This window comes from Alkalimonas collagenimarina, from assembly GCF_030717845.1.
In the GTDB taxonomy this organism is placed as follows: Bacteria; Pseudomonadota; Gammaproteobacteria; order Enterobacterales; family Alteromonadaceae; genus Alkalimonas; species Alkalimonas collagenimarina.
Window position 1 is genome coordinate 96148 of sequence record NZ_JAUZVZ010000012.1, and the last position, 24307, is coordinate 120454.

Annotated in this window: 26 protein-coding genes and 1 pseudogene; 19 read left to right on the forward strand and 8 right to left on the reverse strand. The window is 50.2% G+C overall.

Features of this window, described 5'->3' with window-relative positions; all coding sequences use genetic code 11:
• Positions 1 to 527 precede the first annotated feature (527 nt).
• From leuA to Q3O60_RS10215, 7 genes are all read left to right on the forward strand, one after another.
• Positions 528 to 2093 (forward strand): 2-isopropylmalate synthase, encoded by a 1566-nt coding sequence (gene leuA / locus Q3O60_RS10185; protein ID WP_305893819.1) that lies wholly within the window; start codon positions 528 to 530, stop codon positions 2091 to 2093.
• Complete coding sequence (gene leuB, locus Q3O60_RS10190; protein WP_305893820.1) at positions 2093 to 3202, forward strand: 3-isopropylmalate dehydrogenase; 1110 nt, start codon at positions 2093 to 2095, stop codon at positions 3200 to 3202. The genes leuA and leuB overlap by 1 nt, the downstream gene beginning before the upstream one ends.
• On the forward strand, positions 3199 to 4605 hold the full coding sequence (gene leuC, locus Q3O60_RS10195; RefSeq protein ID WP_305893821.1) for a 3-isopropylmalate dehydratase large subunit: 1407 nt from the start codon (positions 3199 to 3201) through the stop codon (positions 4603 to 4605). The genes leuB and leuC overlap by 4 nt, the downstream gene beginning before the upstream one ends.
• Entirely contained in the window at positions 4602 to 5216 is a 615-nt protein-coding gene (gene leuD / locus Q3O60_RS10200; protein WP_305893822.1) for a 3-isopropylmalate dehydratase small subunit, read from the forward strand. The genes leuC and leuD overlap by 4 nt, the downstream gene beginning before the upstream one ends.
• 318 nt (positions 5217 to 5534) lie before the next feature.
• Positions 5535 to 6017, forward strand: coding sequence for an energy transducer TonB (locus tag Q3O60_RS10205; protein WP_305893823.1), 483 nt, complete (start codon positions 5535 to 5537; stop codon positions 6015 to 6017).
• A 14-nt stretch (positions 6018 to 6031) separates the two neighbouring features.
• Positions 6032 to 6511, forward strand: coding sequence for an energy transducer TonB (locus tag Q3O60_RS10210; protein WP_305893824.1), 480 nt, complete (start codon positions 6032 to 6034; stop codon positions 6509 to 6511).
• 20 nt (positions 6512 to 6531) lie between these two features.
• Positions 6532 to 7515, forward strand: coding sequence for an alpha/beta hydrolase (locus Q3O60_RS10215; RefSeq protein WP_305893825.1), 984 nt, complete (start codon positions 6532 to 6534; stop codon positions 7513 to 7515).
• An 89-nt stretch (positions 7516 to 7604) separates the two neighbouring features.
• Here Q3O60_RS10215 and Q3O60_RS10220 read toward each other — a convergent pair whose 3' ends face one another.
• Positions 7605 to 8009: a hypothetical protein gene (locus tag Q3O60_RS10220; RefSeq protein ID WP_305893826.1), complete on the reverse strand. Its 405-nt coding sequence runs from the start codon at positions 8007 to 8009 to the stop codon at positions 7605 to 7607.
• A gap of 205 nt (positions 8010 to 8214) precedes the next feature.
• Entirely contained in the window at positions 8215 to 9192 is a 978-nt protein-coding gene (locus tag Q3O60_RS10225) for a DUF3667 domain-containing protein (protein WP_305893827.1), read from the reverse strand.
• Between the two features lie 165 nt (positions 9193 to 9357).
• Between Q3O60_RS10225 and sthA the strand changes: the two genes are divergently transcribed.
• Positions 9358 to 10779, forward strand: a complete 1422-nt coding sequence (gene sthA / locus Q3O60_RS10230) for a Si-specific NAD(P)(+) transhydrogenase (RefSeq protein ID WP_305893828.1) — start codon at positions 9358 to 9360, stop codon at positions 10777 to 10779.
• Positions 10780 to 10932: 153 nt separating this feature from the next.
• Here the strand turns inward: sthA and hemE are convergent, their stop codons facing one another.
• Together hemE and nudC are read right to left on the reverse strand one after the other, a co-directional pair.
• Positions 10933 to 12006 carry a uroporphyrinogen decarboxylase gene (gene hemE / locus Q3O60_RS10235; RefSeq protein WP_305893829.1) on the reverse strand — a complete coding sequence of 358 codons (1074 nt, stop codon included), beginning with the start codon at positions 12004 to 12006 and terminating at the stop codon, positions 10933 to 10935.
• 301 nt (positions 12007 to 12307) lie between these two features.
• Complete coding sequence (gene nudC, locus Q3O60_RS10240; protein WP_305893830.1) at positions 12308 to 13108, reverse strand: NAD(+) diphosphatase; 801 nt, start codon at positions 13106 to 13108, stop codon at positions 12308 to 12310.
• A 158-nt stretch (positions 13109 to 13266) separates the two neighbouring features.
• Between nudC and rsd the strand changes: the two genes are divergently transcribed.
• Positions 13267 to 13752, forward strand: coding sequence for a sigma D regulator (gene rsd, locus Q3O60_RS10245; protein WP_305893831.1), 486 nt, complete (start codon positions 13267 to 13269; stop codon positions 13750 to 13752).
• A 76-nt stretch (positions 13753 to 13828) separates the two neighbouring features.
• Here the strand turns inward: rsd and fkpA are convergent, their stop codons facing one another.
• A complete protein-coding gene (fkpA, locus tag Q3O60_RS10250; RefSeq protein ID WP_305893832.1) occupies positions 13829 to 14563 on the reverse strand; it encodes an FKBP-type peptidyl-prolyl cis-trans isomerase in 735 nt (244 codons plus the stop codon).
• A gap of 101 nt (positions 14564 to 14664) precedes the next feature.
• Between fkpA and Q3O60_RS10255 the strand changes: the two genes are divergently transcribed.
• A complete protein-coding gene (locus Q3O60_RS10255) occupies positions 14665 to 15636 on the forward strand; it encodes a WD40 repeat domain-containing protein (protein WP_305893833.1) in 972 nt (323 codons plus the stop codon).
• A complete protein-coding gene (locus tag Q3O60_RS10260) occupies positions 15629 to 15856 on the forward strand; it encodes a SlyX family protein (RefSeq protein WP_305893834.1) in 228 nt (75 codons plus the stop codon). The genes Q3O60_RS10255 and Q3O60_RS10260 overlap by 8 nt, the downstream gene beginning before the upstream one ends.
• 50 nt (positions 15857 to 15906) lie before the next feature.
• On the opposite strand, the gene Q3O60_RS10265 is transcribed toward Q3O60_RS10260, so the two are convergent.
• Positions 15907 to 16113, reverse strand: a complete 207-nt coding sequence (locus Q3O60_RS10265) for a YheV family putative zinc ribbon protein (RefSeq protein ID WP_305893835.1) — start codon at positions 16111 to 16113, stop codon at positions 15907 to 15909.
• Between the two features lie 207 nt (positions 16114 to 16320).
• Between Q3O60_RS10265 and Q3O60_RS10270 the strand changes: the two genes are divergently transcribed.
• From Q3O60_RS10270 to Q3O60_RS10285, 4 genes are all read left to right on the forward strand, one after another.
• The gene (locus Q3O60_RS10270) at positions 16321 to 18228 is read left to right on the forward strand and encodes an ATP-binding cassette domain-containing protein (RefSeq protein ID WP_305893836.1); all 1908 of its coding nucleotides are present in this window, start codon (positions 16321 to 16323) and stop codon (positions 18226 to 18228) included.
• Between the two features lie 15 nt (positions 18229 to 18243).
• Positions 18244 to 18696 carry a TIGR02444 family protein gene (locus Q3O60_RS10275; RefSeq protein ID WP_305893837.1) on the forward strand — a complete coding sequence of 151 codons (453 nt, stop codon included), beginning with the start codon at positions 18244 to 18246 and terminating at the stop codon, positions 18694 to 18696.
• A 94-nt stretch (positions 18697 to 18790) separates the two neighbouring features.
• Positions 18791 to 18931 carry a DUF3149 domain-containing protein gene (locus Q3O60_RS10280; RefSeq protein ID WP_305893838.1) on the forward strand — a complete coding sequence of 47 codons (141 nt, stop codon included), beginning with the start codon at positions 18791 to 18793 and terminating at the stop codon, positions 18929 to 18931.
• 161 nt (positions 18932 to 19092) lie between these two features.
• Positions 19093 to 19386, forward strand: a complete 294-nt coding sequence (locus Q3O60_RS10285) for a hypothetical protein (protein ID WP_305893839.1) — start codon at positions 19093 to 19095, stop codon at positions 19384 to 19386.
• Between the two features lie 3 nt (positions 19387 to 19389).
• Here Q3O60_RS10285 and Q3O60_RS17740 read toward each other — a convergent pair.
• Positions 19390 to 19452: pseudogene (locus Q3O60_RS17740) on the reverse strand (PsiF family protein); the annotation flags it as partial.
• Between the two features lie 32 nt (positions 19453 to 19484).
• Between Q3O60_RS17740 and Q3O60_RS10290 the strand changes: the two are divergent.
• A complete protein-coding gene (locus tag Q3O60_RS10290; protein WP_305893840.1) occupies positions 19485 to 20057 on the forward strand; it encodes a CBS domain-containing protein in 573 nt (190 codons plus the stop codon).
• Between the two features lie 57 nt (positions 20058 to 20114).
• On the opposite strand, the gene pmbA is transcribed toward Q3O60_RS10290, so the two are convergent.
• Positions 20115 to 21461 carry a metalloprotease PmbA gene (gene pmbA, locus Q3O60_RS10295; RefSeq protein ID WP_305893841.1) on the reverse strand — a complete coding sequence of 449 codons (1347 nt, stop codon included), beginning with the start codon at positions 21459 to 21461 and terminating at the stop codon, positions 20115 to 20117.
• A 109-nt stretch (positions 21462 to 21570) separates the two neighbouring features.
• Here pmbA and yjgA point away from each other — a divergent pair, with 109 nt between their 5' ends.
• The 3 genes from yjgA (at position 21571) to Q3O60_RS10310 (ending at position 24273) form a co-directional block, all read left to right on the forward strand.
• Positions 21571 to 22098, forward strand: coding sequence for a ribosome biogenesis factor YjgA (yjgA, locus tag Q3O60_RS10300; protein WP_305893842.1), 528 nt, complete (start codon positions 21571 to 21573; stop codon positions 22096 to 22098).
• Positions 22099 to 22169: 71 nt separating this feature from the next.
• Positions 22170 to 22712 (forward strand): PH domain-containing protein, encoded by a 543-nt coding sequence (locus Q3O60_RS10305; protein WP_305893843.1) that lies wholly within the window; start codon positions 22170 to 22172, stop codon positions 22710 to 22712.
• Entirely contained in the window at positions 22705 to 24273 is a 1569-nt protein-coding gene (locus Q3O60_RS10310; RefSeq protein WP_305893844.1) for a PH domain-containing protein, read from the forward strand. Before Q3O60_RS10305 ends, Q3O60_RS10310 begins: the two co-directional genes overlap by 8 nt.
• Positions 24274 to 24307: the final 34 nt, after the last annotated feature.

Consider the following 24307-nt stretch of genomic DNA (forward strand, 5'->3'; position numbering starts at 1 on the left):
CAGATGCGCAACTGGCATAGTTAATACAACTGTCGTGCCAACATTTATTTCATATTAAATTCAATAGCTTAAAATAAAATCGCGTCAGGGGAACGCTAAAAGTGTCTGCTTTTGGCGACACATTGTGGGGCCTCTTCTTTTTTACTAGTAAAAACATAAGGATAACCTGTCTCCATATGGCGACAGTGATGCTCTGGCTAGGGTCAGAGCTCGGTTTGCTGCACTGAACCGACCAGCCTATAATTATTGCCGTTTAGCCATCTATACTGTTGCCTCTGCAGAAAAATGATGCTATTAATAGTCTCATAAATAAAAAGGTGATCCATCACATGCCAATAATGACTTATGTTGCAAGCATTCTGACCAACCTCCTCGTGCTCTTACGTATAGCGCGCGGGGCGAATTATTGCTGTTCATAAGTTAAGCAAAATTCCAAAAACCCCGTGCCACAGGCCGGGGTTTTTTATTGCTTGCGAGTTCGCAATCAACCCAGGCTTCAGGCCAACAAGACTGAAAGGAAAGGAACCATGAGTGCTGATGATAAAATCTGGATCTTCGACACCACCTTGCGAGATGGTGAGCAGGCACTGCGCGCCAGCCTGAGCCAGAAACAAAAAATCCAACTGGCTCATGCTATTGCCAGGCTGAACGTCGATGTGATGGAGGTTGGCTTCCCAGTCTCTTCGCCCGGCGATTTCGAATCGGTGCAACGCATTGCCCGTGAAGTAAAAGGCCCGATTATTTGCGGCTTAGCCCGGGCGGTCAGTGCCGATATCGAAGCCTGCGGTGAAGCTTTAAAAGCTGCTGAACAACGTCGCATTCATACCTTTATTGCAACCTCGCCGCTGCATTTACAGTACAAGCTGCGTAAAAGTTTGCAGCAGGCCTCTGAGCAAGCAGAAGCAGCGATTCGCTTGGCCAGCCGCTATACCGACGATATTGAGTTTTCTTGCGAAGATGCCGGTCGCACGCCGATTGATGATCTGTGCTGGATTGTTGAGCGCGCCATCAAGGCCGGTGCTACCACCATCAATATTCCGGATACTGTCGGCTATACCATCCCGACCGAGTTTGCTGCCATCATCAGCGCTTTGCGCAATCGGGTACCGAATATCGATCAAGCCCGCTTGAGTGTGCATTGTCATAACGACCTTGGTTTGGCGGTTGCCAATAGCATCAGTGCCGTGCAAGCTGGAGCTCGCCAGATTGAATGCACCGTCAATGGCATTGGCGAACGAGCCGGTAATTGCTCGCTGGAAGAAGTGGCGATGATCGTCCGTACCCGACAAGATGTGTTCGCGCCGCTGCACACCGACATTAAAACCACCGAGATTTACCGCAGTTCGCATCTGGTTAGTCAGATTTGCCATATGCCTATCCAGCCCAATAAAGCGGTGGTAGGTGAAAATGCCTTTGCCCACTCGTCCGGCATTCATCAGGATGGCGTGTTAAAAGCCCAAAACACTTATGAAATTATGTCACCAGAGCAGGTCGGTATTCGCCAGAATGAGCTGAACCTCACCTCCCGCAGTGGCCGTCATGTGATTCAGCATCGCTTGCAAGATTTGGGCTACACCAAAGATGATTACGAACTGGAGGATGTGTACCAAAGCTTTCTGACGCTGGCCGATCAAAAGGGCCGGGTATTCGATTATGATCTGGAAGCACTGGTGTTTTTCCAGAATCTGCAAGAGCAGGACGAGTTTTACCAACTGGAGTTTTTAAGCTCCTCCACCCATACCGGCCATGTCGCCAGCGCCACCGTCGGTATCAAATGTGGCGATGAGGTCTTTACCGAAGCGGCTACTGGCAATGGCCCGGTTGAAGCGGCCTTTCAAGCCATTCAGCGCATCAGCAAACTGACCATCAAGATGGTCGATTTCAACCTAAGCGCCAAAGGCAGCGGCGAAGAAGCGCTGGGTCAGGTCGATATTATCGCCGAATTTGAAGGTCGCCGCTTTCATGGTGCTGGCCTTGCCACCGACATTGTCCGGGCCTCGGTACTGGCTTATGTGCACGTATTAAATATGATCCAACGCGCTCAGCAGGTCGATGCCTGTAAACAAGCGCGCCAACGAACGGCAGGTGTCTAATGAAGCAATCCAATTATAAAGTAGCCATTTTGTCCGGTGATGGTATTGGCCCGGAGGTGATGGCAGAAGCCATCAAAGTATTACGCGCTGTTGAGCAGCGTTTTGCCATCAAATTTACCATGCAAGAAGCACTGATCGGTGGCGCAGCTATTGATGGTGCTGGCCAGCCCTTACCACCGCAAACTTTATCGCTGTGTCAGCAAAGCGATGCCATTTTATTTGGTTCGGTCGGTGGCCCGAAATGGACCGGTTTGGCACCAGATCAACAGCCAGAACGTGGCTCTTTGCTGCCCTTGCGCAAAACCTTTGATTTATTCTGCAACTTGCGCCCTGGCCAGATCTATCCAGCCTTTGCTGAGTTATCGCCACTGCACCCACGCGTTAGCAGCTTGGGCATGGATGTGTTGTGCGTTCGTGAACTGACTGGCGGTATTTATTTTGGCGAGAAAGGCCGCGGCGACGATAGCGCCTTTGATACCCAAACATACAGCAAAGCGGAAATCAGCCGTATCGCCAAAGTTGCTTTTGAAGCCGCGATGAAACGCAATCGCAAAGTTACCTCCATCGATAAAGCCAATGTGTTGCAAACCAGTATCTTGTGGCGTGAGGTCGTGACCGAGATAGCCAAAGACTACCCAGAGGTTGAGCTGGAACATATGTACATCGACAATGCGGCGATGCAGTTGATCCGCAGCCCACAGCAGTTTGATGTACTGCTGTGCGATAACCTGTTCGGCGATATTTTATCCGATGAAATTGCCGCCATTGCCGGCTCCTTAGGTTTGTTGCCTTCGGCCAGCCTGAATGGCAGCGGCTTTGGCTTGTACGAGCCAGCCGGTGGCAGTGCGCCGGATATTGCCGGACAAGGCATTGCCAACCCCATCGCGCAAATTTTAAGTGCAGCCTTGATGCTGCGCTACAGTTTTGGCCAAGAAGCTGCCGCCGTCGCCATCGAGCAAGCGGTTCAGCAGTGCTTGGAGCAAGGCATCGTCACCCGCGATATTCAACCCGACTCACGCTACGGCACTGCCGATGTTGGCGACGCCGTCGCTGCTGCAATTGCCGCTGCTGCGCACAACACAACGACTAACCAGGGAAGCCAATCATGAGCCAAACGCTGTATCAAAAAATTTATCAGAGCCATGTGGTCGGCCAGTTAAACGCCAGTACTGATTTGTTGTATGTCGATCGCCACTTGATCCACGAAGTGACCTCACCACAGGCCTTTGCTGGTTTAAAGCAAGCCAACCGCCCAGTACGCCGGCCGGACTTAACCTACGCCACCATGGATCACAATGTCTCGACCCAGCGGCGCAGTATGGATGCCGCCGGCGAAACCTCACGCAAACAGCTGGAGGCATTAGCCGAGAATTGCGATGAGCATCGCATTCCGCTGCTGGATTTAACCCACCCGGATCAGGGCATTGTGCATGTAATAGGTCCGGAGCTAGGCCTTACTCAACCGGGCATGATCATTGTATGCGGCGATTCACATACCTCGACCCATGGTGCTTTTGGGGCGCTGTCGTTTGGCATTGGTACCTCGGAGGTCGAACACGTGTTGGCGACCCAAACCCTGCCTCAGCAAGCGGCGAAAACACTGAGTATCGTGATTGATGGTGAGCTATCGGCCCACGTCACGCCAAAAGACATCATTATGGCGGTGATTGGCCAACTGGGCACCGCTGGCGGCAATGGCTATGTGGCTGAGTTTTCTGGTTCCGCCATTCGCGGCATGAGCATGGAAGGCCGCATGACACTATGCAACATGAGCATCGAAATGGGTGCCAAGGCTGGTTTAATTGCACCGGACGACACCACCATTGCCTACCTGAAAGGCAAGCCGCATGCGCCAACGGCCGAGCATTGGGATGCCGCTGTCGTCTACTGGCGTAGCCTGCACAGCGATGCGGACGCTACCTTTGATCAGGTGGTGCATATTGATGCCAGCCACATCAAGCCTCAGGTCAGTTGGGGCACCAGCCCGGAGCAAGTAATTGCGGTAGACCAACCGATCCCAGCCGCTGACGACTTTACCGAAAGCAGCAAGCAGGATGCCGCGCGGCGGGCTTACGAGTACATGGGCGTACAGGCAGGACAAAAGCTGACCGATTTAACCGTCGACGTGGTCTTTATTGGCTCCTGTACCAATAGCCGCATCGAAGATTTACGGGCTGCTGCCAAAGTTGTACAAGGCAAGCAGGTCGCCAGCGGAGTGCGGGCATTAATTGTACCCGGCTCTGGCCAGGTGAAACGCCAGGCCGAAGCCGAAGGTTTGGCAGATATTTTCAAAGCCGCTGGTTTTGAATGGCGGGAGCCAGGCTGCTCCATGTGTTTGGGTATGAATGATGATCGGGTCGAATCGGGCCAGCGCTGTGCCTCTACCAGCAACCGCAACTTTGAGGGCCGTCAAGGCCGTGGCAGTCGCACCCACTTAGTCAGCCCCAGCATGGCTGCAGCGGCGGCCATCGCTGGCCGTTTTGTTGACATCACCACAGGAGAATGGGCATGAACCCTAGCATCCACACGATCTTTGCCGGTGGTTTAGTCTGCCCGCTGGATAAAAACAACGTCGATACCGATCAAATCATCCCAAAACAGTTTCTGACCTCGGTCAGTCGCGATGGCTTTGCCGATGCTTTATTTTTTGATTGGCGCTACCTGAGCGATGGAAGCCCAAACCCTGAGTTTGTGCTAAATGCTCCGCAGTATCAGGGCGCATCTATTTTACTCAGCCGCGCCAACTTTGGCTGTGGTTCCAGCCGGGAGCACGCGCCTTGGGCGCTGCAACAGTATGGCTTTCAGGTCATTATTGCTGAAAGCTTTGCTGATATTTTTTACAACAACAGTGCCAACAACGGCATGCTATTGATTGCGTTAAGTAAGGGCAATATCGACAGTCTGTTTAACCGCTGCAGTGAAGGCCCACAGCAATGGCAGATCGACCTGAAAAATCAGGAGATCCGCTTTGGCAACAACGCAGCTCTGGGTTTTGATATCGATCAGGACGTCAAGCAGCGGTTATTAAGCGGACTCGATTTTATCGGTAGCAGCGAGCAATTGGCGCCAAAAATCAGTGACTTCGAGCAGAGTCGTAAAAACAACCTACCCTGGCTGGGTTAAGCCTATAAGGGCATGATTGCTCTGAACATCCAACCGTAGGGGCGCATGATTGCGCCCCCCCTCCATCAGGTAAGCGCGTATCAAAACAGGGCGTCATGCCCAGATACCAAACATAAAGGGCGCCATCAGGCGCCCCTGCATTAGAGGCTGCAGTATTCTCTGCGCCATTAGATCACAATAATAATACATTAGATATTTACTTAGTCCCTGATTGTGATAATTTAATATTCTATTTTTTTACATAACGAAATGGAAGTCAGGCTGTATTACGGCTTGCATGATCACTCTGTTGATATCAACTCAGGGACATATACCACGATGAAAAAGTACTTCACTGCATTGGTTGCCAGTCTTCTTTTAATCGGATGCAGCAGCACCCAACCACCAGAACAGTTTCCCGACCTGCCTCTGACTGAAGCAGAGCTGCTTACCCCAAAGTGGCAAGGACTTCAGCGCTATGAAGCGCGCTACCCGATTGAAGACGCCAGAGCGGGAAATGATGGCTGCGCCACCATTGAGTATGTCATCACACCGGATTATCAAATCACCGCCATCCAAACCATTGACTCCACCGGCAGGCACTTCGCACGGCAGGCCCGCGAGGCTATCCAACGAATGGATTTAACCCAAATTGCGCCAGCCACATTAACTGAACCAGTCAAAACCAGAACCCGTTTCGAATTTTGTATCGAAAACAATGAAGGTGATTGCGATGAAAGCCGCTTGCAACAAGAGCGACAGTGTCGCGGCACGGACGCTCTCTTTTCAGTAGGTTTTATGGTTAAAAGACTAGGACCTTAGGAGCGTCTCACAGGATGAAAAAATATTTAATGGCTTTGGTTGGTTGTATTATGGTCGCTGGATGCAGCAGCACCCAACCACCAGAACAGTTTACCGACTTGCCTCTGAGCGAAACAGAGCTGCTTGCTCCAAAGTGGCAAAACCTGCAACGCATTACAGCTCTTTACCCTGTTGAACATGCAAGGGCGGGACATGATGGCTGCGCTACCATTGAGTATGTCATCACACCAGATTATCAAGTCACCACTATCAAAACCATCGATGCCGACAGCAGGTTCTTTGCAGAAGAGGCGACACGAGCGATCACTCGGTGGAATTGGAGTGATTTGACCCCGGGTAAATTGACAGAACCGGTAAAAACCAGAACTCGTTTTGAGTTTTGCCTCGAAAGCAGTGAGGGACGCTGCGTCGAAAGCCAGCTACAACAAGAGCGGCAGTGCCGTGGTGCCGATGTTCTATTTGCGGTAGGCCATCTTCGAGTTAGAACACGGTGAATAGACAAGACAAGTTGCTTATGAAAAGCTCATTGATCATGTTGATGATACTCAGTCTGGTCAGTTGTGCCCAGATGGTGGTCAAAAAAATAAATCACCACAACGAAAGACCTGCTGCAGCGTTTCAAAACGCTGAAAAGGTGTTGCTGCCACACCGCTACCGACATTGCATCGAATCAGAGCTTTGCATGAGCTACTGGCATATTGCGCCTTCTGACAAGCCAAACACCCTCAATATGAACATTAAGGCCTATTCCTCAAGATACACAGCAGATTCCAAGCTCACACTGTCTAACGACCACCAGAATTTATTTCAGGGCACCATGGTTATTCTGCCTTGCTACACCTGCACGAAAGAAAGCATGAGCTTTCATGCTATGTATTTTCAGCATCTCGGATTTGACGTGCTGATACCTGATTTATTGGGCCACGGCGAATCTAGCCGGGGCCTCGGCTTTGGTGTGAAAGATGCTCACCTACTGGAGCACGTGCTAAAATCTCACCCTGAATTACCACAACCCCTGCTGCTGACGGCTTTATCCATGGGCGCCTACACAGCAGCTCATTTGCAAAGCCTGATATCGGTTGATGGCATGATTTGGATCGCGCCGAGTATCCAGTTTGATGATGCAGTGGCAGTATTTCCTCAGCTTAGTGGCTCTGGCTGGCACCAGCTGGTTCCAGAAGCATCGCTCAGGCAAGGAGCGCTTCAAGCTTTAGCGGAAGCAAATGTTGAGTTGCACCAAACGAATATACAACATTTCCAACCACGTATGCGCTCGCTCATCATCGCATCAGACATAGACCCTGTTGCGCCATACCAGCACTATGCCCACTGGCAGCAGCAAGCACATATAGATGTGATCAATCTGGCTGGCCGGCCGCATCCTTTGATGCTACTAATCGGTACAGAGGAGCATGAGATCATTTTTAACTGGCTTGATAGCTTTGATGGAGCTACCGAAGCGAATAGCCAAGAGTCACTCAATGAAATAACACCATAAGTGTTGGCTTTGGTGCATTATTTGTTGCTGGCAAGTACAAACTGCTCGTTTGCAACGCGAGCAGCTTGTTGCGAGACGAGCGCCAGCGCTTAACTGCGGTTATTCATTGCTATTTCATCCAATTGTAAAGCAGCTTCTTTCAATTGGACTATCTCAACTTGTTCACCATGATAAGAGCTTATCGCTTTAGTGAAATAAGAGTCAGCCGTGGACTGGTTTCCTGACTTTTCATGCAACAATCCGATTCTTAGGTACGTGAATGCAAGATTATTAGACCCAACGTCTGAGTGCAGAGTAGTAGAATCATCAGATTCCAGGATTCTGGCTAACGCTTCAAGCGCATAGATTCCACTTTCGAACGAACCGTTTAGGTATTCAGTGTGTGCGATCTCTATTTCTTTTTTAAGGAAATCCGGGGAAGTTTCATTGCCAATAGAAACACCCGGAACAAGCATTCCAAGCGAAAATAAACTTAATATTACTGCATTTTTCATCTTAATTTCCTTTGCATACCCGCCACTTTAACAAGTGACAACTATCCTGCCAGAGGAGGCTCGTTTGGCGGTCTGCCTTTGCTATTCTTGATCAATAAAACAATGCCCGTAATTGGCGCAAAGAACCAAGTTAGTCTATTACCCTCTTTGAATCAATGAATTTTTAACATTTTTATATATTTCAGCACACGAGTGTGCTCTGCCTTTACATCCACAGCACGCTCAATAGGATGAGAATGAAAAATAATGCGACAAACAATAGATTATACAGCGAACTGGTGAGCCAGAATTTGAACAGTGTCCTCCCCCAGCCTTGCTGGTAGTAGAACTTCTGGCAAAGCAGTAAGTACAGTGGGATCCAATACGCAAATGCCACTTTCAACCAGCCCACACTGCTGGCTAGCCACGGCCAGGGAATGCTGTTTTGCAGTACACCAAGCAGAATGCAAAACACGCCCACTTGCAAAATAAAGCTGTGGCTATGCAAGGCAACAATCAGATGCTCCATGTAAAAGCGATTGCAGCGGATGTACATCAGCTTCAGCAGTAAGGCAAATACCGGCAGTAGCAGAAACATCATTTGCGGTGCCAGTGAGAAGAACTTATTGATGGCTAGCCTCGGGTTCGCAATAAAGGCATTAAAACGCTCGTCGACACGCTGCTGAGCGGCACTGGAAAGAAATGGTAATGGCAATTCGTATTGATTTTTTTCCACGTTCACGGCTACTTGCTCCCAGCTTTCTGCCTCGACCGTATTGCCTTCCCGCACGTCAGCTTCGATTTGCCGCAGCAACTGCCCAAGCGTCATTTGCTTGCCATCATTGGTTTCAATCATGATCATGCCTGGATCACTGTTCGAGCTGTCTTCAATTGCCTGATGCGGCACCAGCTGCGCCAGAATTAAAAAAACTACGACCGAGGTGAAAAAATACAAGCGCAGTGGCGGCACATAAGGCACTCTATGACCATTTACATAACGAGTACTCAAAAAGCTGGGCCGAAACCATAGCGGCAAAAGGGTGCGCCATAGCCGGGTGTCCCAATTGCTGAACTCGCCGAAAAACTCCGTCACAACCCCGCTAACATTGCGAATATAGCTCTTTTTTTCCTGACCACAATGGTGGCAAAAATCACCCTGTAAAAAACTGTTGCAGTTATCACACTGTTGTACTGCAGTATCCATTTTGTGCTCTAATGTTATTTAGTCCCCGACTTTCATTCTACGTTAAGAAATTATTTTGGCAATTACGTTATACAGAGTAGAGCACCCGACCATAGTCGGCTTTTTTTCCTTGTAAATTCAGGCTATTGTTATACACAGTTTATTCTTAGCTTCCGGGAGCCAGACGTGGCGACAACTTCGAAAAAAAAAGCTCCATCGTACGATTTTGATAGCATTATAATTGGCACCGGGCCGGGTGGCGAAGGCGCGGCGATGAATCTGGCCAAGAGCGGCCAGAAAGTGGCGGTGGTGGAGCGTTATCAATCGGTTGGTGGCGGCTGTACGCATTGGGGAACTATTCCTTCCAAAGCCTTGCGCCATTCTGTGAGTCGCTACATTGAATACAAAGAAAACCCGCTGTTTCAGCTGGATGAAAACAGAACCCACCTGACTTTTGATGAAATATTAAAGCATGCAGCTGGTGTGATTCGCAAACAGGTTCGGCTGCGCAGTAGCTTTTACGATCGCAACCGGGTCACTATTTTTCACGGCGATGCGGCCTTTGTTGGCCCCCATCAATTAGAAATCACTGAACCCGATGGTTCGAAACAGTTGATCAGTGCAAAAACCATTGTGATTGCGAGTGGCTCTCGCCCCTACCGACCCGCCAATGTCGACTTTAACCACCCTCGCATTTACGACAGCGATACCATTTTATCGCTACGCGATGATCCGCGCCATGTCATTATTTATGGTGCCGGGGTTATTGGTTGTGAGTACGCCTCCATTTTTCGTGGCCTTGGTGTGCGGGTTGATCTGGTGAATAACCGCGACCGTTTGTTGTCGTTTATGGATAGCGAAATATCCGATTCGCTGAGCTACCACTTCTGGAATTCGGGGATCAGTATTCGCCACGGCGAAGAGTTCGATGCCATTGAGGGTCGCGACGATGGGGTTATTTTGCACCTGCAGTCTGGCAAGAAAATGAAAGCCGATTGCATTCTGTTTGCCAACGGCCGCACCGGCAATACCGATGTGTTAAATCTTGATGCTGTCGGCCTGAAAGCCGATAGTCGTGGCCAGTTGAGAGTGAATGACAACTACCAGACTGAAGTGCCCCACATTTATGCGGTTGGCGATGTTATTGGTTACCCCAGCCTGGCCAGTGCAGCTTATGATCAGGGCCGGATTGTTGGCGATGCCATTATCAAAGGCAGCTGTGAAACCCGTTTGATTGAAGATATTCCGGTGGGCATTTATACCATCCCGGAAATCAGCTCGGTGGGCAAAAGCGAGCAAGAGCTGACCGCGGCCCGCATTCCTTACGAGGTTGGCCGGGCCCAATTTAAGCACTTGGCCAGAGCACAAATAGCCAATACCAATGTCGGTAGTTTAAAGCTGTTGTTCCATCGTGAAACCAAGGAAATTCTTGGTATTCATTGCTTTGGAGAGCGGGCGGCGGAAATTGTGCATATCGGTCAGGCGATTATGATGCAAAAGGATGGTGGCAATACCATTGAATACTTCGTGCATACTACGTTCAATTATCCAACCATGGCGGAAGCCTACCGGGTGGCGGCATTGAATGGCTTGAATCGGTTATTTTAAACTGAGATAGGGGGAGGCGTGTGATTGCCAGTCTCACGCCAACGCGCCGCAAGTATGTCCCTATAGGCTCTGTACAGGCATCCATGCCTGTAAAGGTTGGCTTAGAGGCTGCCAACCACCCGCTTACAGCTCAGCGAGTCGTCAGAACAGAGTTTAACCATCGGTATTCATATGATAGGTCGGGCTGAACGCCTGCACGGCTTCGATAAAGACCTTCACCCGCTCCGGATCGACATCCGGCGTAATGCCGTGACCCAGGTTAAAGACATGGCCGCTGCCCTGGCCGTAACCATCCAAAATGGTTTGTACTTCCTGACGGATCCGCTCTGGTGAACCGAGCAGAATGCCTGGGTCCATGTTGCCCTGCAGCGCGACTTTATCACCAATGCGTTTACGTGCCTGATTGATATCCATGGTCCAATCCAGACCTACGGCATCGCAGCCCGTGGCGGCGATGCTTTCCAGCCATAAGCCGCCGTTTTTGGTGAACAAGGTCACTGGCACTTTACGGCCATCCGCTTCGCGGGTTAAGCCATCCAGAATTTGCTGCATGTAACTTAATGAGAACTCTTTGTAATCACGCGGCGTCAGCACGCCTCCCCAGGTATCAAAGATCATCACCGATTGAGCACCAGCGGCGATTTGTGCATTCAGGTACAAGGTGACACTTTGTGCCAGCTTATCCAACAACATATGCAGTACTTCTGGCTCGCTGTACATCATTTTTTTGATGGTGCTAAACGTTTTGCTACTACCGCCTTCGACCATGTAGGTCGCCAGTGTCCAGGGACTGCCAGAAAAGCCGATCAAAGGCACTTCACCGTTGAGCTCGCGACGGATCATACGCACGGCATCCATCACATAACGCAGCTCTTGCTCTGGGTCGGGAATAGGAAGATTAACCACTTCCATAAAATCACGGATCGGCCGCTCAAACTTCGGTCCTTCGCCTTCACCAAAGTACAAACCTAAACCCATTGCATCCGGGATGGTTAAAATATCGCTGAATAAAATAGCGGCATCCATCGGGTAGCGACGCAAGGGTTGCAAGGTGACTTCACAGGCTAGTTCGGTATTGCGGCACAACGACATAAAATCGCCAGCCTGAGCCCGGGTCGCTTTGTATTCTGGCAAGTACCGGCCTGCCTGGCGCATCATCCAAACAGGGGTTCTATCGACGGGTTCTTTACACAAAGCACGAAGGTAACGATCATTTTTTAATTGCATGATGAGCACTGTCCTAATTGAGATGAGCTATCTTACCATTGCTAGGGCCTTGGCTCTAGCATTCCAGGGAGCAACATGTTCACAGTAAAACTGAGCGCAGACTGAATAAAACGAAAAAAGTTCAAAAAGTGACTTGTATGGCTGAAAAACATCTGTTATAAAATAGAAGCGCTAGTGAAGAATAAGAATAAAGAAGCCCATTTAAGGGACCTAATAATCACTTCGTGATTTAAGCCACTTTTAGTGGCTTTTTTATTGCCTGAAACCCATCCTTCCCATTTGGTCTGTGCTTATATATCAGCTACTTCGATAAAGTATTCACCACCTGTGCAATCATCTGGCCAGATAAGGTTTGCACTGGCGGGATCTCGGGTAAATTGGCGACATCAAACCAATAAGCTTCTTCAATCTCATTCGGCTGGCACTTAATATCGCCACTTTGATAGCGTGCAATAAAACCTGTCATTAAAGAATGCGGGAACGGCCAGGGCTGACTACCGACATACTGCAAATCGGTGATATCGATACCCACTTCTTCTTTGACTTCGCGTACTGCCGCTTGCTCCAGCGTTTCCGCTGACTCGACAAAACCAGCCAGTATTGAGAAGAATCCGGTTTTATGACGAGTAGAGCGCGCCAGCAGTAATTGATCATCTTTCACCACTGCAATCAATACGCAGGGGGCTATTCGCGGGTAACAGCGATGGCCGCAACGCGAGCAAAGCGCCGCTAATTCCCAGCTCACCAAATGCATGGCACTACCGCATTGGCCACAATAACGATGCGTTTGTATAAACAACGCGACCTGTACCGCCCGGGCGGCCAATTGAAAAATACCGTCGCCAAACGCCAATAGTGCCCGTGGAGATTGCCAATTGTGTTCATCATCCCGCTGATCATTCACTACCCAGTAAAAAACCGGCTGCCCATTGAGCTGGCCTAAATCGCCGCTTTGTTCCGGTTCGCCAAACATTCGGGCCAACTCTCCTGCAGTGGTCAACCACAGCTCAGTTTGCTCTGCAGGCCAATACAAACGTTGGCGGTTCACCACCAACCAGTAACCGCGGCGCTCGGGTTGCAATACAAAGCTGTGTGAAATCATGGCTCTCTCCTATTTCAGGGAAACGGTTGGCCTAATCGTTGGCTCAGGGTATGATAAGGGCTTATTGAGCTCAGACCAATGAAAAAAGTATTGCTTTTAGGGCTAAGATTCTTTTAAGTTGAGTACTAAGAACATCTAAATTATTCAAGGAGCAGGCCATGTACAGGCGCGTTAAAGCAGCACAGCAACAGTGGGGCGGCGCATTAACCGCAATCGATCACTGGCTGGAAGAACGTCAGCAGCTGATCATTAGTTATTGTAAATTGGCAGGCCTGCCGCCTTTTGATGACAAACAACGCAGTAAACCAGCGCAAGAAGCGGTACAGGAATTTTGTCAGTTGTTGATGGATTACTTGTCTGCTGGCCATTTTGAAGTATACGAACACATCGTCTCTGAATGCGCGGTCAATGGTACCGACAGTCGTCAGTTGGCCAATCAACTGTACCCCAAAATTGCAGCTTCCACGGATCTAGCCCTGAACTTTAATGACAAGTATGCGGATCATTTCAGTACCCGCCAAAGTGCTGCTTTTGATAATGAGTTATCCGATTTAGGCCAAGCCCTCGAAGAGCGCTTCGAACTGGAAGATGAGTTGATCCATACGCTGCACGATAAACACAGCGATCAGGAAACACCAGCCTGAACCCTTGGTAGTCAACCATACAGATACGAAAAGAGGCAGCCATTGGCTGCCTCTTTTGTTTTATCTTGCGCTGAAATTATTCAGCCGCTTTTTGCACATCCAGTAGCTCGACTTCAAACACCAGCACGCTATGCGGTGGGATCACACCCATATCACGTTCGCCATAAGCCAGTTCGGAAGGAATGGTAAAGCGGAACTTCGAGCCAACGCTCATCAGCTGCACACCTTCAGTCCAACCGGTAATCACCCGGTTAAGCGGGAACTGAGCAGGTTCATTGCGCTCGTACGAGCTATCAAACGTCGTGCCATCCAGTAAGGTGCCTTTGTAATGCACCGTTACAGTATCTTCTGCTTTTGGTTTCGCACCTTCACCTTCGGTCAGCACTTCATACTGCAGCCCCGATTCTGTCACAACAACACCATCTTTAGTGGCATTCTCTGCCAGATAAGCCTGACCAGCAGCAACCGTTTCAGCAGCGACCAGCTCGGCTTGCTCTTCTTGCTTGGCACGGAAGCTTTCATCAAGGCTGGTTAGATGCGCTTGAATTTCTTCTTCAGATACCAGGGCTTTATCTGCCAGTGCATCTTGCATACCACGAACGATTAAATCAGAATCCAGCTCTAACCCCATCGCTCTGTGCTCTGCAACGGCACTATCAATGTAATACCCGGCAGACACACCAAAGCTATACGATTGCTTGGCAATTTCAGAGTCCAGCTCGACCGGACCTTGCTTATCTGCAGCAGGCTGACAAGCAGATAAGGTGAATAAAGAAACAGCCACCAGGCTAAGTTTGGTTGATACGCGCATTATTTTCTCCAAATCGGGCAACTTTCGCTGCACACTAGTGTGTTATGATTCTTACCGTGAGTCTATACTAACGGTTTGTGGGGATGACGTTAAGCCATAGCATGAAATATCTATCAATTTTACTGTTTATTTTTCTCTGCAGCTGCAGCCGGGTAGAGACGACTCCGGTCCAACAGTGGAAACATGCGGCTCAAGCCACCTATGCCGCAACGTTATCCAGTGATGGCCGTTATGCGGTGCAATCAACGTTACAGCATGGCATTACCATCTGGGATACCGAACAACAAGGGTTGCTGTACCAATGGAATCATCAAGATGTCGATGAGAACGTGGTCTTTGTGCTGGCGATCAGCCCCAACAACAGCCATGTGTTGTCAGCAGACCGCGATAATTTCGCGCTGTGGCGCATTGAAGATGGCGAAAATGTTGGCTACTGGCAGCTGGATGAAGCATCGGTCCGCGATGTGGCTGTCTCCAATAATGCCGACCATCTGCTGATTGGCAAAAGTAATGGTGGTGTGCAGCACATTACGTTTTCATCGGGGCGGCGCCTGGAGTTTCTTGGCCACAGCGAGCGTATCAACAGTGTCGATTTATCGCCCAATGGCCGCTATGCCCTTACCGGCGGTAACGATTACATGGCCTATTTGTGGGATACTGAAAGCGCACAAATCATCCATAGCTTTCCCCACCCAAGCCGGGTCACCAAAGTGAAGTTGGATCCACAAGGTCGCTATGCCTTTACCGCAGATAGTCAGAGCATGGCTCAAATATGGGATATTCAGACTGGCCAGCCGGTGAGTCGGTTGCAATTTACCGCCCGCCAGCAAATTTTTAGTGCAGTACGCTTTAGTGATGATGGTCGCTGGCTCGCCACCGGTGCGCCCAGCCGCAAACTGGCGCTGTGGGATGTGCAAAGTGGCGAAGAACTGCAACGTTGGCGCGTATCGCCCCGAGTCGGTAGCCGACCGCCCAGTGCTGCCGTGCATGCAGTGGCCTTTTTTGGCCCCCACCAGATCATCAGTGAAAGCTCTAGTGGCTTAGCAGAAGTATGGGAGATCAACCGTGACTAGTCGCGATACCAATGAAGTAGAACTGCATATTATTGAACTGGAGAGCAAACTGGCTTTTCAGGATGATGCGATGCAGCATCTGAGTAATGAATTGCTGGAGCACCAAAAGCGAATTGATTTACTGCAGCGGCAGGTCGTTATGCTGGCAAAACAATTAAGCAACCGGGATGACGGTGACATGGTTTCCGCCGATCAGGAACCACCGCCACCGCATTATTAATCATCATGAACGGCTAATCATCACAAGCGCCAATGTAGCCAACTTACCAATTACTCGGGTTTAAACACCCCAATCAATTGATCGCTGCCATGGCCAGACTTGCTGACTGCAGCATCTGGCTGCGTCATCTGATAACCGCACTGCACACACTCTACTTTTTCGACATTGTGTTCCAGATACAGCATCAGGCTATCCATCGCCTTGCATTTCGGGCAAACGGCGCCAGCGATAAAGCGTTTTTTCTTGCGTGTGGTCATAAGGTTCTCAATTGGTGCAGCAATGGCATGAGTGCCTGCTTAAGCTCAGTTCATGCTCATGAATAATACGTATTGTACATGACTGCCATTAAAAATGATCAGTCTTCACTTAAAGAACCCGCCAACTGCCCTGCCCTTATCCTGCTCAGAACTGATATACTACAGCTCACTTTTCGAGTCGCCCCAGTAACCAGCAGAGAGTGCTTGATGATCCAACTGCAACAACTTGAATTACGCCGTGGCAGCAAAGCCTTGTTTAGCAATGCCAATCTGACCATTTTCCCGGGTCAGAAAATTGGTATTATTGGTGCTAATGGCTGCGGCAAGTCATCATTGTTTGCTTGCTTTCAAGGCGAGTTAGCTCCGGATGCGGGTGAACTGAGTATTCCCTCCGCCTGGCCCATTGCCACGGTCGCGCAAGAAACCCCGGCGCTGGACTGCAGTGCGATGGATTTTGTATTGCAAGGTGATGAGCTGTTGTATCCTGTGCTATTGCAACTGCGTCAGGGCGACGACGGCGAACAAATGGCCGCTGCTCATTTGCAAATGGAGCAGCTGAGTGGGTACACCGCCGAAGCACGGGCCGGTACTTTACTGGCTGGCCTTGGCTTTAATGGTGAGATGCAACAGCAGCAGGTTAAATCCTTCTCCGGTGGCTGGCGTATGCGGCTTAATCTGGCCCGGGCGCTAATGAAGCCCTCGCAACTACTGCTGCTGGATGAGCCAACCAACCACTTGGATTTAGATGCAGTGCTATGGCTGGAGAAGTATCTGGCCAGCTACGATGGCACCTTGTTGCTGATCAGTCATGATCGCGATTTTCTCGATGCCGTCACCGATAGCATTGTGCATATTGAGCGACAAGAACTACAACTGTACAAAGGCAATTACAGCCAGTTTGAACGCCAACGCGCTGAGCGGCTGGCACAGCAACAATCGATGTACGAAAAGCAGCAGTTGCAAGTGGCGCATTTGCAGCAATTTATCGACCGCTTTAAAGCTCAAGCCACCAAAGCCCGGCAGGCACAAAGCCGTATTAAAGCATTGGAGCGCATGACCAAGCTGGCACCAGCGCATGTCGACTCACCCTTTAGTTTTTCCTTTCGCCCCCCAAAAGCACTACCGAACCCACTGTTAAAACTGGATCAGGTGCAAATTGGTTATGGCAATACGCCGATTTTAAAGCAGATCAATTTTCAATTGCTGCCCGGCAGCCGCATTGGTTTACTGGGCCGTAATGGCGCCGGTAAATCAACCTTAATCAAGCTGCTTTCTGGTAGTCTGGCGCCACAATCAGGGGAAATTTGGACCGCCAGCGGCATTAGCTTAGGCTATTTTGCTCAGCATCAGCTGGAAACCTTGCGACCACAAGACTCGCCTTTGCAGCAACTACTGCGATTGGATCCCGCGGCCAGTGAACAAAGCCTGCGTGATTTCCTCGGTGGCTTTGGTTTTCATGGCGATAAAGCTTTGGAGGCCTGTGGCCCATTTTCTGGCGGCGAAAAGGCCCGCTTGGTGTTGGCTTTACTGGTGTATCAGCGGCCGAACCTGCTGCTACTCGATGAGCCGACCAACCATTTGGATCTGGATATGCGCGAAGCCATTGTTATGGCGTTGCAGGAGTTCGAGGGTGCTATTGTGGTGGTGTCGCACGACCGACACTTGCTGACCAGCAGCACTGACGAGTTTTATCTGGTGGCCGATGGCAAAGTAGCTCCTTTCGATGGTGACTTATCGGATTACTACCAGTGGTTGCAAAACGATAGTCGCCAACGGCAACCAGCGGCCGAGCCCAAGCAAGACAGCGCCACCCAGCGTAAAGACCAAAAACGGCTGGAAGCTGAGCTTCGCAATCAACTACGGCCCTTGAAAAAACAACTGGAGCAAGTAGAGTCGAAACAAACACAGCTGGCAACCCGCTTGAATGAACTGGAACAGCAGCTGGCCGATCCCAGCCTGTACCAAGCGGAGCGAAAAGCAGAGTTGGCCGAATTACTGGCCGAACAAGCCAGCGCCAGCAAAGCTATGGCACAAGTCGAGGAGAGCTGGTTTGAACTGCAAGAGCAGTTGGAGCAGACCGAGCACCAGTTTTGGCAGCAGCATGCTTCGATATAGCAGGCGCAAAGCGTAATGTCCAAGCTGCCCACCCCTGAACAACTCTGGCAATTTTGCCTGCAAGTCTACCCCGCTATTCAGCAGCCCTTACTGAAGCTGCAAGATGAGCCAGGTGCCAATGTGAATTTGATGCTGTTGCTGCTGTATGCCGAGCAACAGCACTGGCGCTGGTCGACTGCTGAGATTGAGCAGTTGCACCAAGCCGTCAGACCCGTCAATCAGCAATGCACCCAACCCATTCGCCAACTGCGACGTCAACTCAGTAATCAAGCGACCTTAAAGCAGGCCTTGCTGCTGGCCGAACTGGAAGCCGAAAAGCTGGAGCAGCAGGCACTACTGGCTGCTTGCCCCAACCCGGCGAAAGGTAGCGATGACGATTTACTAACCCGCTACCTGCAACAACTGGATCCAGACATAGACAACTGGCAGCATCTTTTATTTGATCTGCGTCAAAGCCTTGCTCGCTAGCCACATAACCACCCCCAAAGCTTGATCCAGGTCAGTTTATAGCCAAAACAACCCTTCTATACTGAGTGCATTCAATAGAGAGGAGGGTGATCCCATGAACCTATGGCAAGAGTTTATTTCTGATCCGGTTATTTTTATTTCCTTTACTGGCCTCGCCACTGTGATTGGCCTCTGCATCTTTTACGCCGTGTATTTTTTGTACAAAATTGACCACGACGAGCACGAAGCCAAGTAAATTAAAATAATGACAAAACCCGATAGCCACTCATGAGCCAGCGTTTTGCTGGCTCATTGCGCTATGGTCGCAGCCCATTGTTTATTTAACGCTACCCCATTGCCTTTTTGGGTAAAAGGCACCATCTTAGAAACATTGGTGGTATCTGGTAAGTGGTGTAGATGCGTTTTAATCATGCATTATGGTTGTTACTGGTACTGGCTTCATTCAGCCAGTCATCAACCTATGCCAGTTACCAACCATCGGTACTGCCTAGCAGCGATGGTGCTTCCGCGCTCTTGCATCACAGTATTGAGCTGTTACACAGCAAAGAGCAACACGACGATACCGACACCGATTGTCAACTTATTCCTACCACGCACTGCCTACCCTCGGTTCAACTTGACCTTGGTATTCATACTGGTAGCCAACAAACCAATGCCAATGCCAACCCGGCCCGCGCCCCACCGCGCTGATTCTCATTGCATGAAAGCCTTAGCCTGATCCCCTGACAGGGCATCGGCAACACACTTTTTATTGCATCAGCCGTATGAGCTGATACTGAGGATTTGCCATGAAACCATTAACGCTATACCCATTAGATGCGCAGGATCATTTGGTCCAGCCGGACGACTTTATCAGTACAGAGATCAGCTCTGAGCTGAAAACCCCTGCACTATCCTGGTTGACCGACTTTAAACAACATCGTCCAACCATGCTGGAAGCCGATACATTGGCCACCGACGCCTTGATGATGCTAGAGCGAGAGCACAGCCACCTGAAGCTGGTGGTGGATGAAAAAGAAGCACTACTCGGGTTGATCAGCTCGCGGCAGCTATCGGCACAAAGTATTATGCGACGAGTGGTGCTAGGCGAGGCTCGTTCGGAAATCACGGTGCGCGATCTGATGTTAACACGTCAGCAGCTAAAGGCATTTGCGTATCAGGATTTGGCTCGCAGCACTATTGGCGAGGTATTGAAGACCCTGCAACGTGAAGGAGAAGCCTATTGCTTGGTGCTCGATAGAGACAACCACCAGATCCGAGGGGTGCTGAGCAGTGAAGATATTGCAGCTCGGTTGCAATTGCCGAAACAACTGTCACCGGCACCAACTTTTTTGCAGCTATGCGATTCGGTATTTGCCTGAAATTAAAGGCCCGCTTTTGACGAAGCGGGCCTTGCTCAACCAGGGCAGCCTTAATGATTAGTTGCCGGCAACTTGCATCGAGCTGATCAAAACAGAACCGGTATGCACGCCACCGCGGCGATCGACATCCTGCCCGATGGCAGCGATATTCTGGAAGATATCTTTCAGATTGCCGGCAATGGTCACTTCGGCTACCGGGAATTGGATTTCACCGTTTTCTACCCAGAAACCAGCGGCACCACGAGAGTAATCACCGGTCACGGTATTCACCCCTTGCCCCATCAACTCGGTCACCAATAGACCACGCCCCATCTCCCGGCACAACGCCGCTAAATCTTTATCACCATGCTGCACCAGCCAGTTATGAATGCCACCGGCATGGCCCGTGCTGCTTAACCCCAGCTTTCTGGCGGAGTAGCTGGTCAGTAGCCAACTGGTCAAAACGCCCTGCTCAATGATGGCCAGATCACGGGTTTTCACCCCTTCGGCATCGAATGGGCTGGATGCCAGTGCCATCGGTAAGTGGGGCTGCTCAACAATACTGACATGGTCAGGGAAAATTTTCTGACCCAACTTGTCCAATAAAAAGCTCGACTCACGATAAATACTGCCGCCACTAATGGCGCTGACCAAGTGGCCAAACAAGCTGCTGGCGATATCAGCACGAAAAATAACCGGCACCTTTTGCGTTGGTACCTGACGGGCATCCAGCCTGGCAACCGTTTCTTGCGCTGCTTCACGGCCAATCTGTTCCGGGCTTAGCAGTTGGCTGAAATCCCGGTGCACACTGTAGCTATAATCACGCTGCATATCCTGCTCGGTTTTACCAATCATCACACAGCTTAAGCTATGTCGGCTGCTCGGATACCCCACCAACTGGCCATGGCTGTTGCCATAAACTTTTAAGCCCTGATGAGAGGAAAACGACGCTCCTTCAGAGTTCACGATCCGTGGGTCAGTGTCATAAGCTGCTTGCTCCGCCCGGGCGCAACTGGCAATGGCTTCGGCCGTATCCACTTCATGCGGGTGAAACAAATTCAAATCAGGTGGAGAGAACTCGAGCCAACCAGCCTCGGCGACACCCGTGCATGGATCCTCTGAGGTATAGCGCGCAATATCAGTGGCCGCTTCTACCGCACGCTGCAAAGCTTGTGGGCTTAAATCTGCCGTTGAAGCCGAGCCTTTGTGCTGACCAAAATACAAACTAATGCCAAGACCACCGTCTTGGTTAAACTCCAGCGTTTCCACCTCGCCATTGCGCGTTTCAACGCTCAAGCCACGGGTGCGGCTCATCGACGCCTCAGCACTACTGGCTCCCAGCCGCTTGGCATGAGCCAATACCTGACTGACGGCGGCTTTCACCTCATCGATTTCCTGCTGAATATCTTGCTGCACTGCTTGCATAGTACCTCTGTCTGTTCATCTTTTGGGGCAGGGTCTTTGCATCTTCCCCTGCTCTTTCCCGACGCAATACGTTATAATCACCTTATAGTGTACTCAGATAAGCGATAAGATGACAGAATTTCTCCATGGCGATTGGGATGAAGACGAAGAGCTGAAAAGTAAAACTCAGGTCAAGCGTGAAATGGAAGCCCTGCAAAAACTCGGCGAAGAGCTGATTTCGTTGCCGCCCACCTTACGGGCAAAAATCCCTCTGGATGAAGAGCTGCAAGATGCCATCATTCTGGCGGATAAATTATCGAAAAAACGGGAAGCCTTACGCCGCCATATTCAGTTTATTGGCCGCTTGATGCGCTCACGCGATATTGAACCGATTGAACAAGCGCTGGCGGTGATCCGCAACACCAATCAAGCCGCCACTCGTAAATTTCATTTGGTTGAAACCTGGCGTGATCGCTTGTTGGCAGAACCAGATTCGCTGACTGAGTTTGTCGCTGACTACCCTGAAGTAGATGTGCAACAGCTGCGTCAACTACTGCGTCAGGCAAAGAAAGAGCAGGAAAAAGAACAACCGCCAAAAGCCTACCGTGAGCTGTTTCAACTGTTGAAACCACTGGTTACAAAAATCGATGCAGGCTAATGCCTGCATTGAGTGCAACTGACGACTATCTTCGTTAGAATGCCATTCATCTCTCTAGTGAATGAATGGTTATGGATACCTCCACCTTTAGCAATCTCAGCATCGATGAAGCCAAGCTGCCTGATATAGAGCAACTTGATTGGCAATCGCTTTCTCCGAAATACATGCCGGTGAATCTGCGCATTAACCTGATCAGCACCTTGCTACTGACGGTCATTTGGTCAGCCTTGCTGTTTCAACCATTCTGGCCCATCAACCAAGCCATTGAGTCTATCCTGCTGTGGATAGGTGGCGGCTTGACCGCCTTGGGTTTATTGTTCTCAGTACATGGCCGTTTTGCCGACCCATGTAAGGCCTACGCACTGCGTGAGCATGATCTCAGTTACCGTAGCGGTTTATTTTTCCGTAAAAGTATCACCCAGCCCATTTTGCGTATTCAGCATATTGAATTAAAGCGCGGTCCGATCGAGCGCAGAGTCGGCCTTGCTACCTTGCAGGTATTCAGTGCTGGTGGCGTCATGCATACCTTTGAAATTCCCGGCTTACCGCTATCGACTGCAAAATCATTGCGTCAGTTTATTCTGCAGCATAAGGATACACGCAACCATGGCTGAATCAGAGTCCAGCCTGCCCGCAACTGCCGCCCCATCTTTAACATCCCTACGGCAATGGCAGCGTTTATCGCCGATTGCTCTGCTGTTCTTTACCGTCAATCTGTTTCGGGTCATCTTTGGCAATGTCGCTTATTTAGCGCCAACTCTGATCTTGTTGTATCAGGGCATGAAGAATAGCCCTTTGCTTTCCATGGCGATACTGCTCGGTATTGCTACCGTGTTATTGATTGGCGCTGTGCTTAGCTATTATATGTACAAATTCAGAGTGGTAGGCGATACCGTTGAAATTCGCTCTGGCGTATTGAAGAAAAAACAACTGAACCTACCCTTTTCCCGCATTCAGAATGTGCGACTGCAGCAGCCTTTGTATTACCGACTGACCAACCATGTCTGTTTGCAGTTGGATACGGCTGGCTCGAACCAGCAGGAAGCCAAGCTGGTCGCACTGCCTCAGCATTTGGCGCAGCAGTTGCAGCAGGAAATCCATGCACTGCATCAAACGGTGGCGCCAGTAGAGAAAGCAGAGGTTAGTGCGGATCCCGTTCCTGCCACAGCAACCGATGAGCAGCTGTTGAATACACGCAGCATCGGTGACCTTGTGTTGCACGGTATCAGCAACAACCGGGTGTGGTTAATGCTGGGTCTGGCGGCGCCGTTTTTCAATTTAATTATCGAGCTGGTGACCGATCAGCTGGAAAAAATCGGTCTGGATCTGATGCAATGGTTTGATCCCGAGCACCAATCGTGGATTTGGATAGGTGTGGCGGCACTGGCTTTAACATTGATGGTGATGTTCTTGCTGACACTACTCTCCATTGCCGCTTCGGTCATCAATTATTATGGCTTTACCCTGGTCCGCAGTGGCGAGCGCTACATTCGACGTTGTGGTTTGCTCACTAAGCATGAAGTCAGTATGAAGCTGGCTCGCTTACAATGGGTGGCTTTAAAGCAAGACTGGTTGGATCGCTTACTGGGCCGGTGCAATGTGCGGTTTGAGCAAATTAATGCCCCAATGCACTCAATGCAAGCCGGTGCGGAGCAAGGGAAAATTATGGTGCCCTCCGTGCGTCAGCATGAAGCCTTGTTGCTACTGGCCGATGCTCAGCCCAACCAACAACTGGCCACCACTCACTTTCAACGCATCAACTGGCGTTTTCTGGCTCGCCAACTGCTGTTGCTATGGTTACCCTTGGCCATCGCCAGCCAATGGTTGTTGCGTATCGATGCTCCCGAACTGGCTAATCTGTCACTGCTGCCATTGGGATGGCTAGCCATCATGATGGTGGTACGCTGGCGGCGCTGGGGCTATGCCATGGATAACAACTACCTATACATCCGCAAAGGCTTGATTGGAGTCGATCACTTCAGCGCGCCAGTGTTTAAAGTGCAGCAAGTCAAACTTAAACAGAATTGGTTTTTGCGCCGGGCCGGCCTCTGTCATATTCAGCTGGTGTTTGCCTCAGGCGCCTTGGATGTGCCCTTTATGCCGAAAGCACATGGGCATCTGATCTTAAACTACTGCCTGCAACAGGCGCAAAGTAGCGGCAAAAGCTGGATGTAATTCCCGTATACTGAATAAAAAAGGCCCAAATTGG

Coding starts and splice junctions, on each gene's coding strand:
- Q3O60_RS10290 (WP_305893840.1), top strand. CDS start 19,485: ATGAAACCATTAACGCTATACCCATTAGATGCGCAGGATCATTTGGTC.
- Q3O60_RS10215 (WP_305893825.1), top strand. CDS start 6,532: ATGAAAAGCTCATTGATCATGTTGATGATACTCAGTCTGGTCAGTTGT.
- leuD (WP_305893822.1), top strand. CDS start 4,602: ATGAACCCTAGCATCCACACGATCTTTGCCGGTGGTTTAGTCTGCCCG.
- Q3O60_RS10225 (WP_305893827.1), bottom strand. CDS start 9,192: ATGGATACTGCAGTACAACAGTGTGATAACTGCAACAGTTTTTTACAG.
- nudC (WP_305893830.1), bottom strand. CDS start 13,108: ATGATTTCACACAGCTTTGTATTGCAACCCGAGCGCCGCGGTTACTGG.
- leuC (WP_305893821.1), top strand. CDS start 3,199: ATGAGCCAAACGCTGTATCAAAAAATTTATCAGAGCCATGTGGTCGGC.
- Q3O60_RS10255 (WP_305893833.1), top strand. CDS start 14,665: ATGAAATATCTATCAATTTTACTGTTTATTTTTCTCTGCAGCTGCAGC.
- leuA (WP_305893819.1), top strand. CDS start 528: ATGAGTGCTGATGATAAAATCTGGATCTTCGACACCACCTTGCGAGAT.
- Q3O60_RS10205 (WP_305893823.1), top strand. CDS start 5,535: ATGAAAAAGTACTTCACTGCATTGGTTGCCAGTCTTCTTTTAATCGGA.
- Q3O60_RS10270 (WP_305893836.1), top strand. CDS start 16,321: ATGATCCAACTGCAACAACTTGAATTACGCCGTGGCAGCAAAGCCTTG.
- Q3O60_RS10285 (WP_305893839.1), top strand. CDS start 19,093: ATGCGTTTTAATCATGCATTATGGTTGTTACTGGTACTGGCTTCATTC.
- rsd (WP_305893831.1), top strand. CDS start 13,267: ATGTACAGGCGCGTTAAAGCAGCACAGCAACAGTGGGGCGGCGCATTA.
- pmbA (WP_305893841.1), bottom strand. CDS start 21,461: ATGCAAGCAGTGCAGCAAGATATTCAGCAGGAAATCGATGAGGTGAAA.
- Q3O60_RS10310 (WP_305893844.1), top strand. CDS start 22,705: ATGGCTGAATCAGAGTCCAGCCTGCCCGCAACTGCCGCCCCATCTTTA.
- Q3O60_RS10275 (WP_305893837.1), top strand. CDS start 18,244: ATGTCCAAGCTGCCCACCCCTGAACAACTCTGGCAATTTTGCCTGCAA.
- fkpA (WP_305893832.1), bottom strand. CDS start 14,563: ATGCGCGTATCAACCAAACTTAGCCTGGTGGCTGTTTCTTTATTCACC.
- leuB (WP_305893820.1), top strand. CDS start 2,093: ATGAAGCAATCCAATTATAAAGTAGCCATTTTGTCCGGTGATGGTATT.
- Q3O60_RS10220 (WP_305893826.1), bottom strand. CDS start 8,009: ATGAAAAATGCAGTAATATTAAGTTTATTTTCGCTTGGAATGCTTGTT.
- yjgA (WP_305893842.1), top strand. CDS start 21,571: ATGACAGAATTTCTCCATGGCGATTGGGATGAAGACGAAGAGCTGAAA.
- Q3O60_RS10265 (WP_305893835.1), bottom strand. CDS start 16,113: ATGACCACACGCAAGAAAAAACGCTTTATCGCTGGCGCCGTTTGCCCG.
- Q3O60_RS10210 (WP_305893824.1), top strand. CDS start 6,032: ATGAAAAAATATTTAATGGCTTTGGTTGGTTGTATTATGGTCGCTGGA.
- Q3O60_RS10280 (WP_305893838.1), top strand. CDS start 18,791: ATGAACCTATGGCAAGAGTTTATTTCTGATCCGGTTATTTTTATTTCC.
- hemE (WP_305893829.1), bottom strand. CDS start 12,006: ATGCAATTAAAAAATGATCGTTACCTTCGTGCTTTGTGTAAAGAACCC.
- Q3O60_RS10305 (WP_305893843.1), top strand. CDS start 22,170: ATGGATACCTCCACCTTTAGCAATCTCAGCATCGATGAAGCCAAGCTG.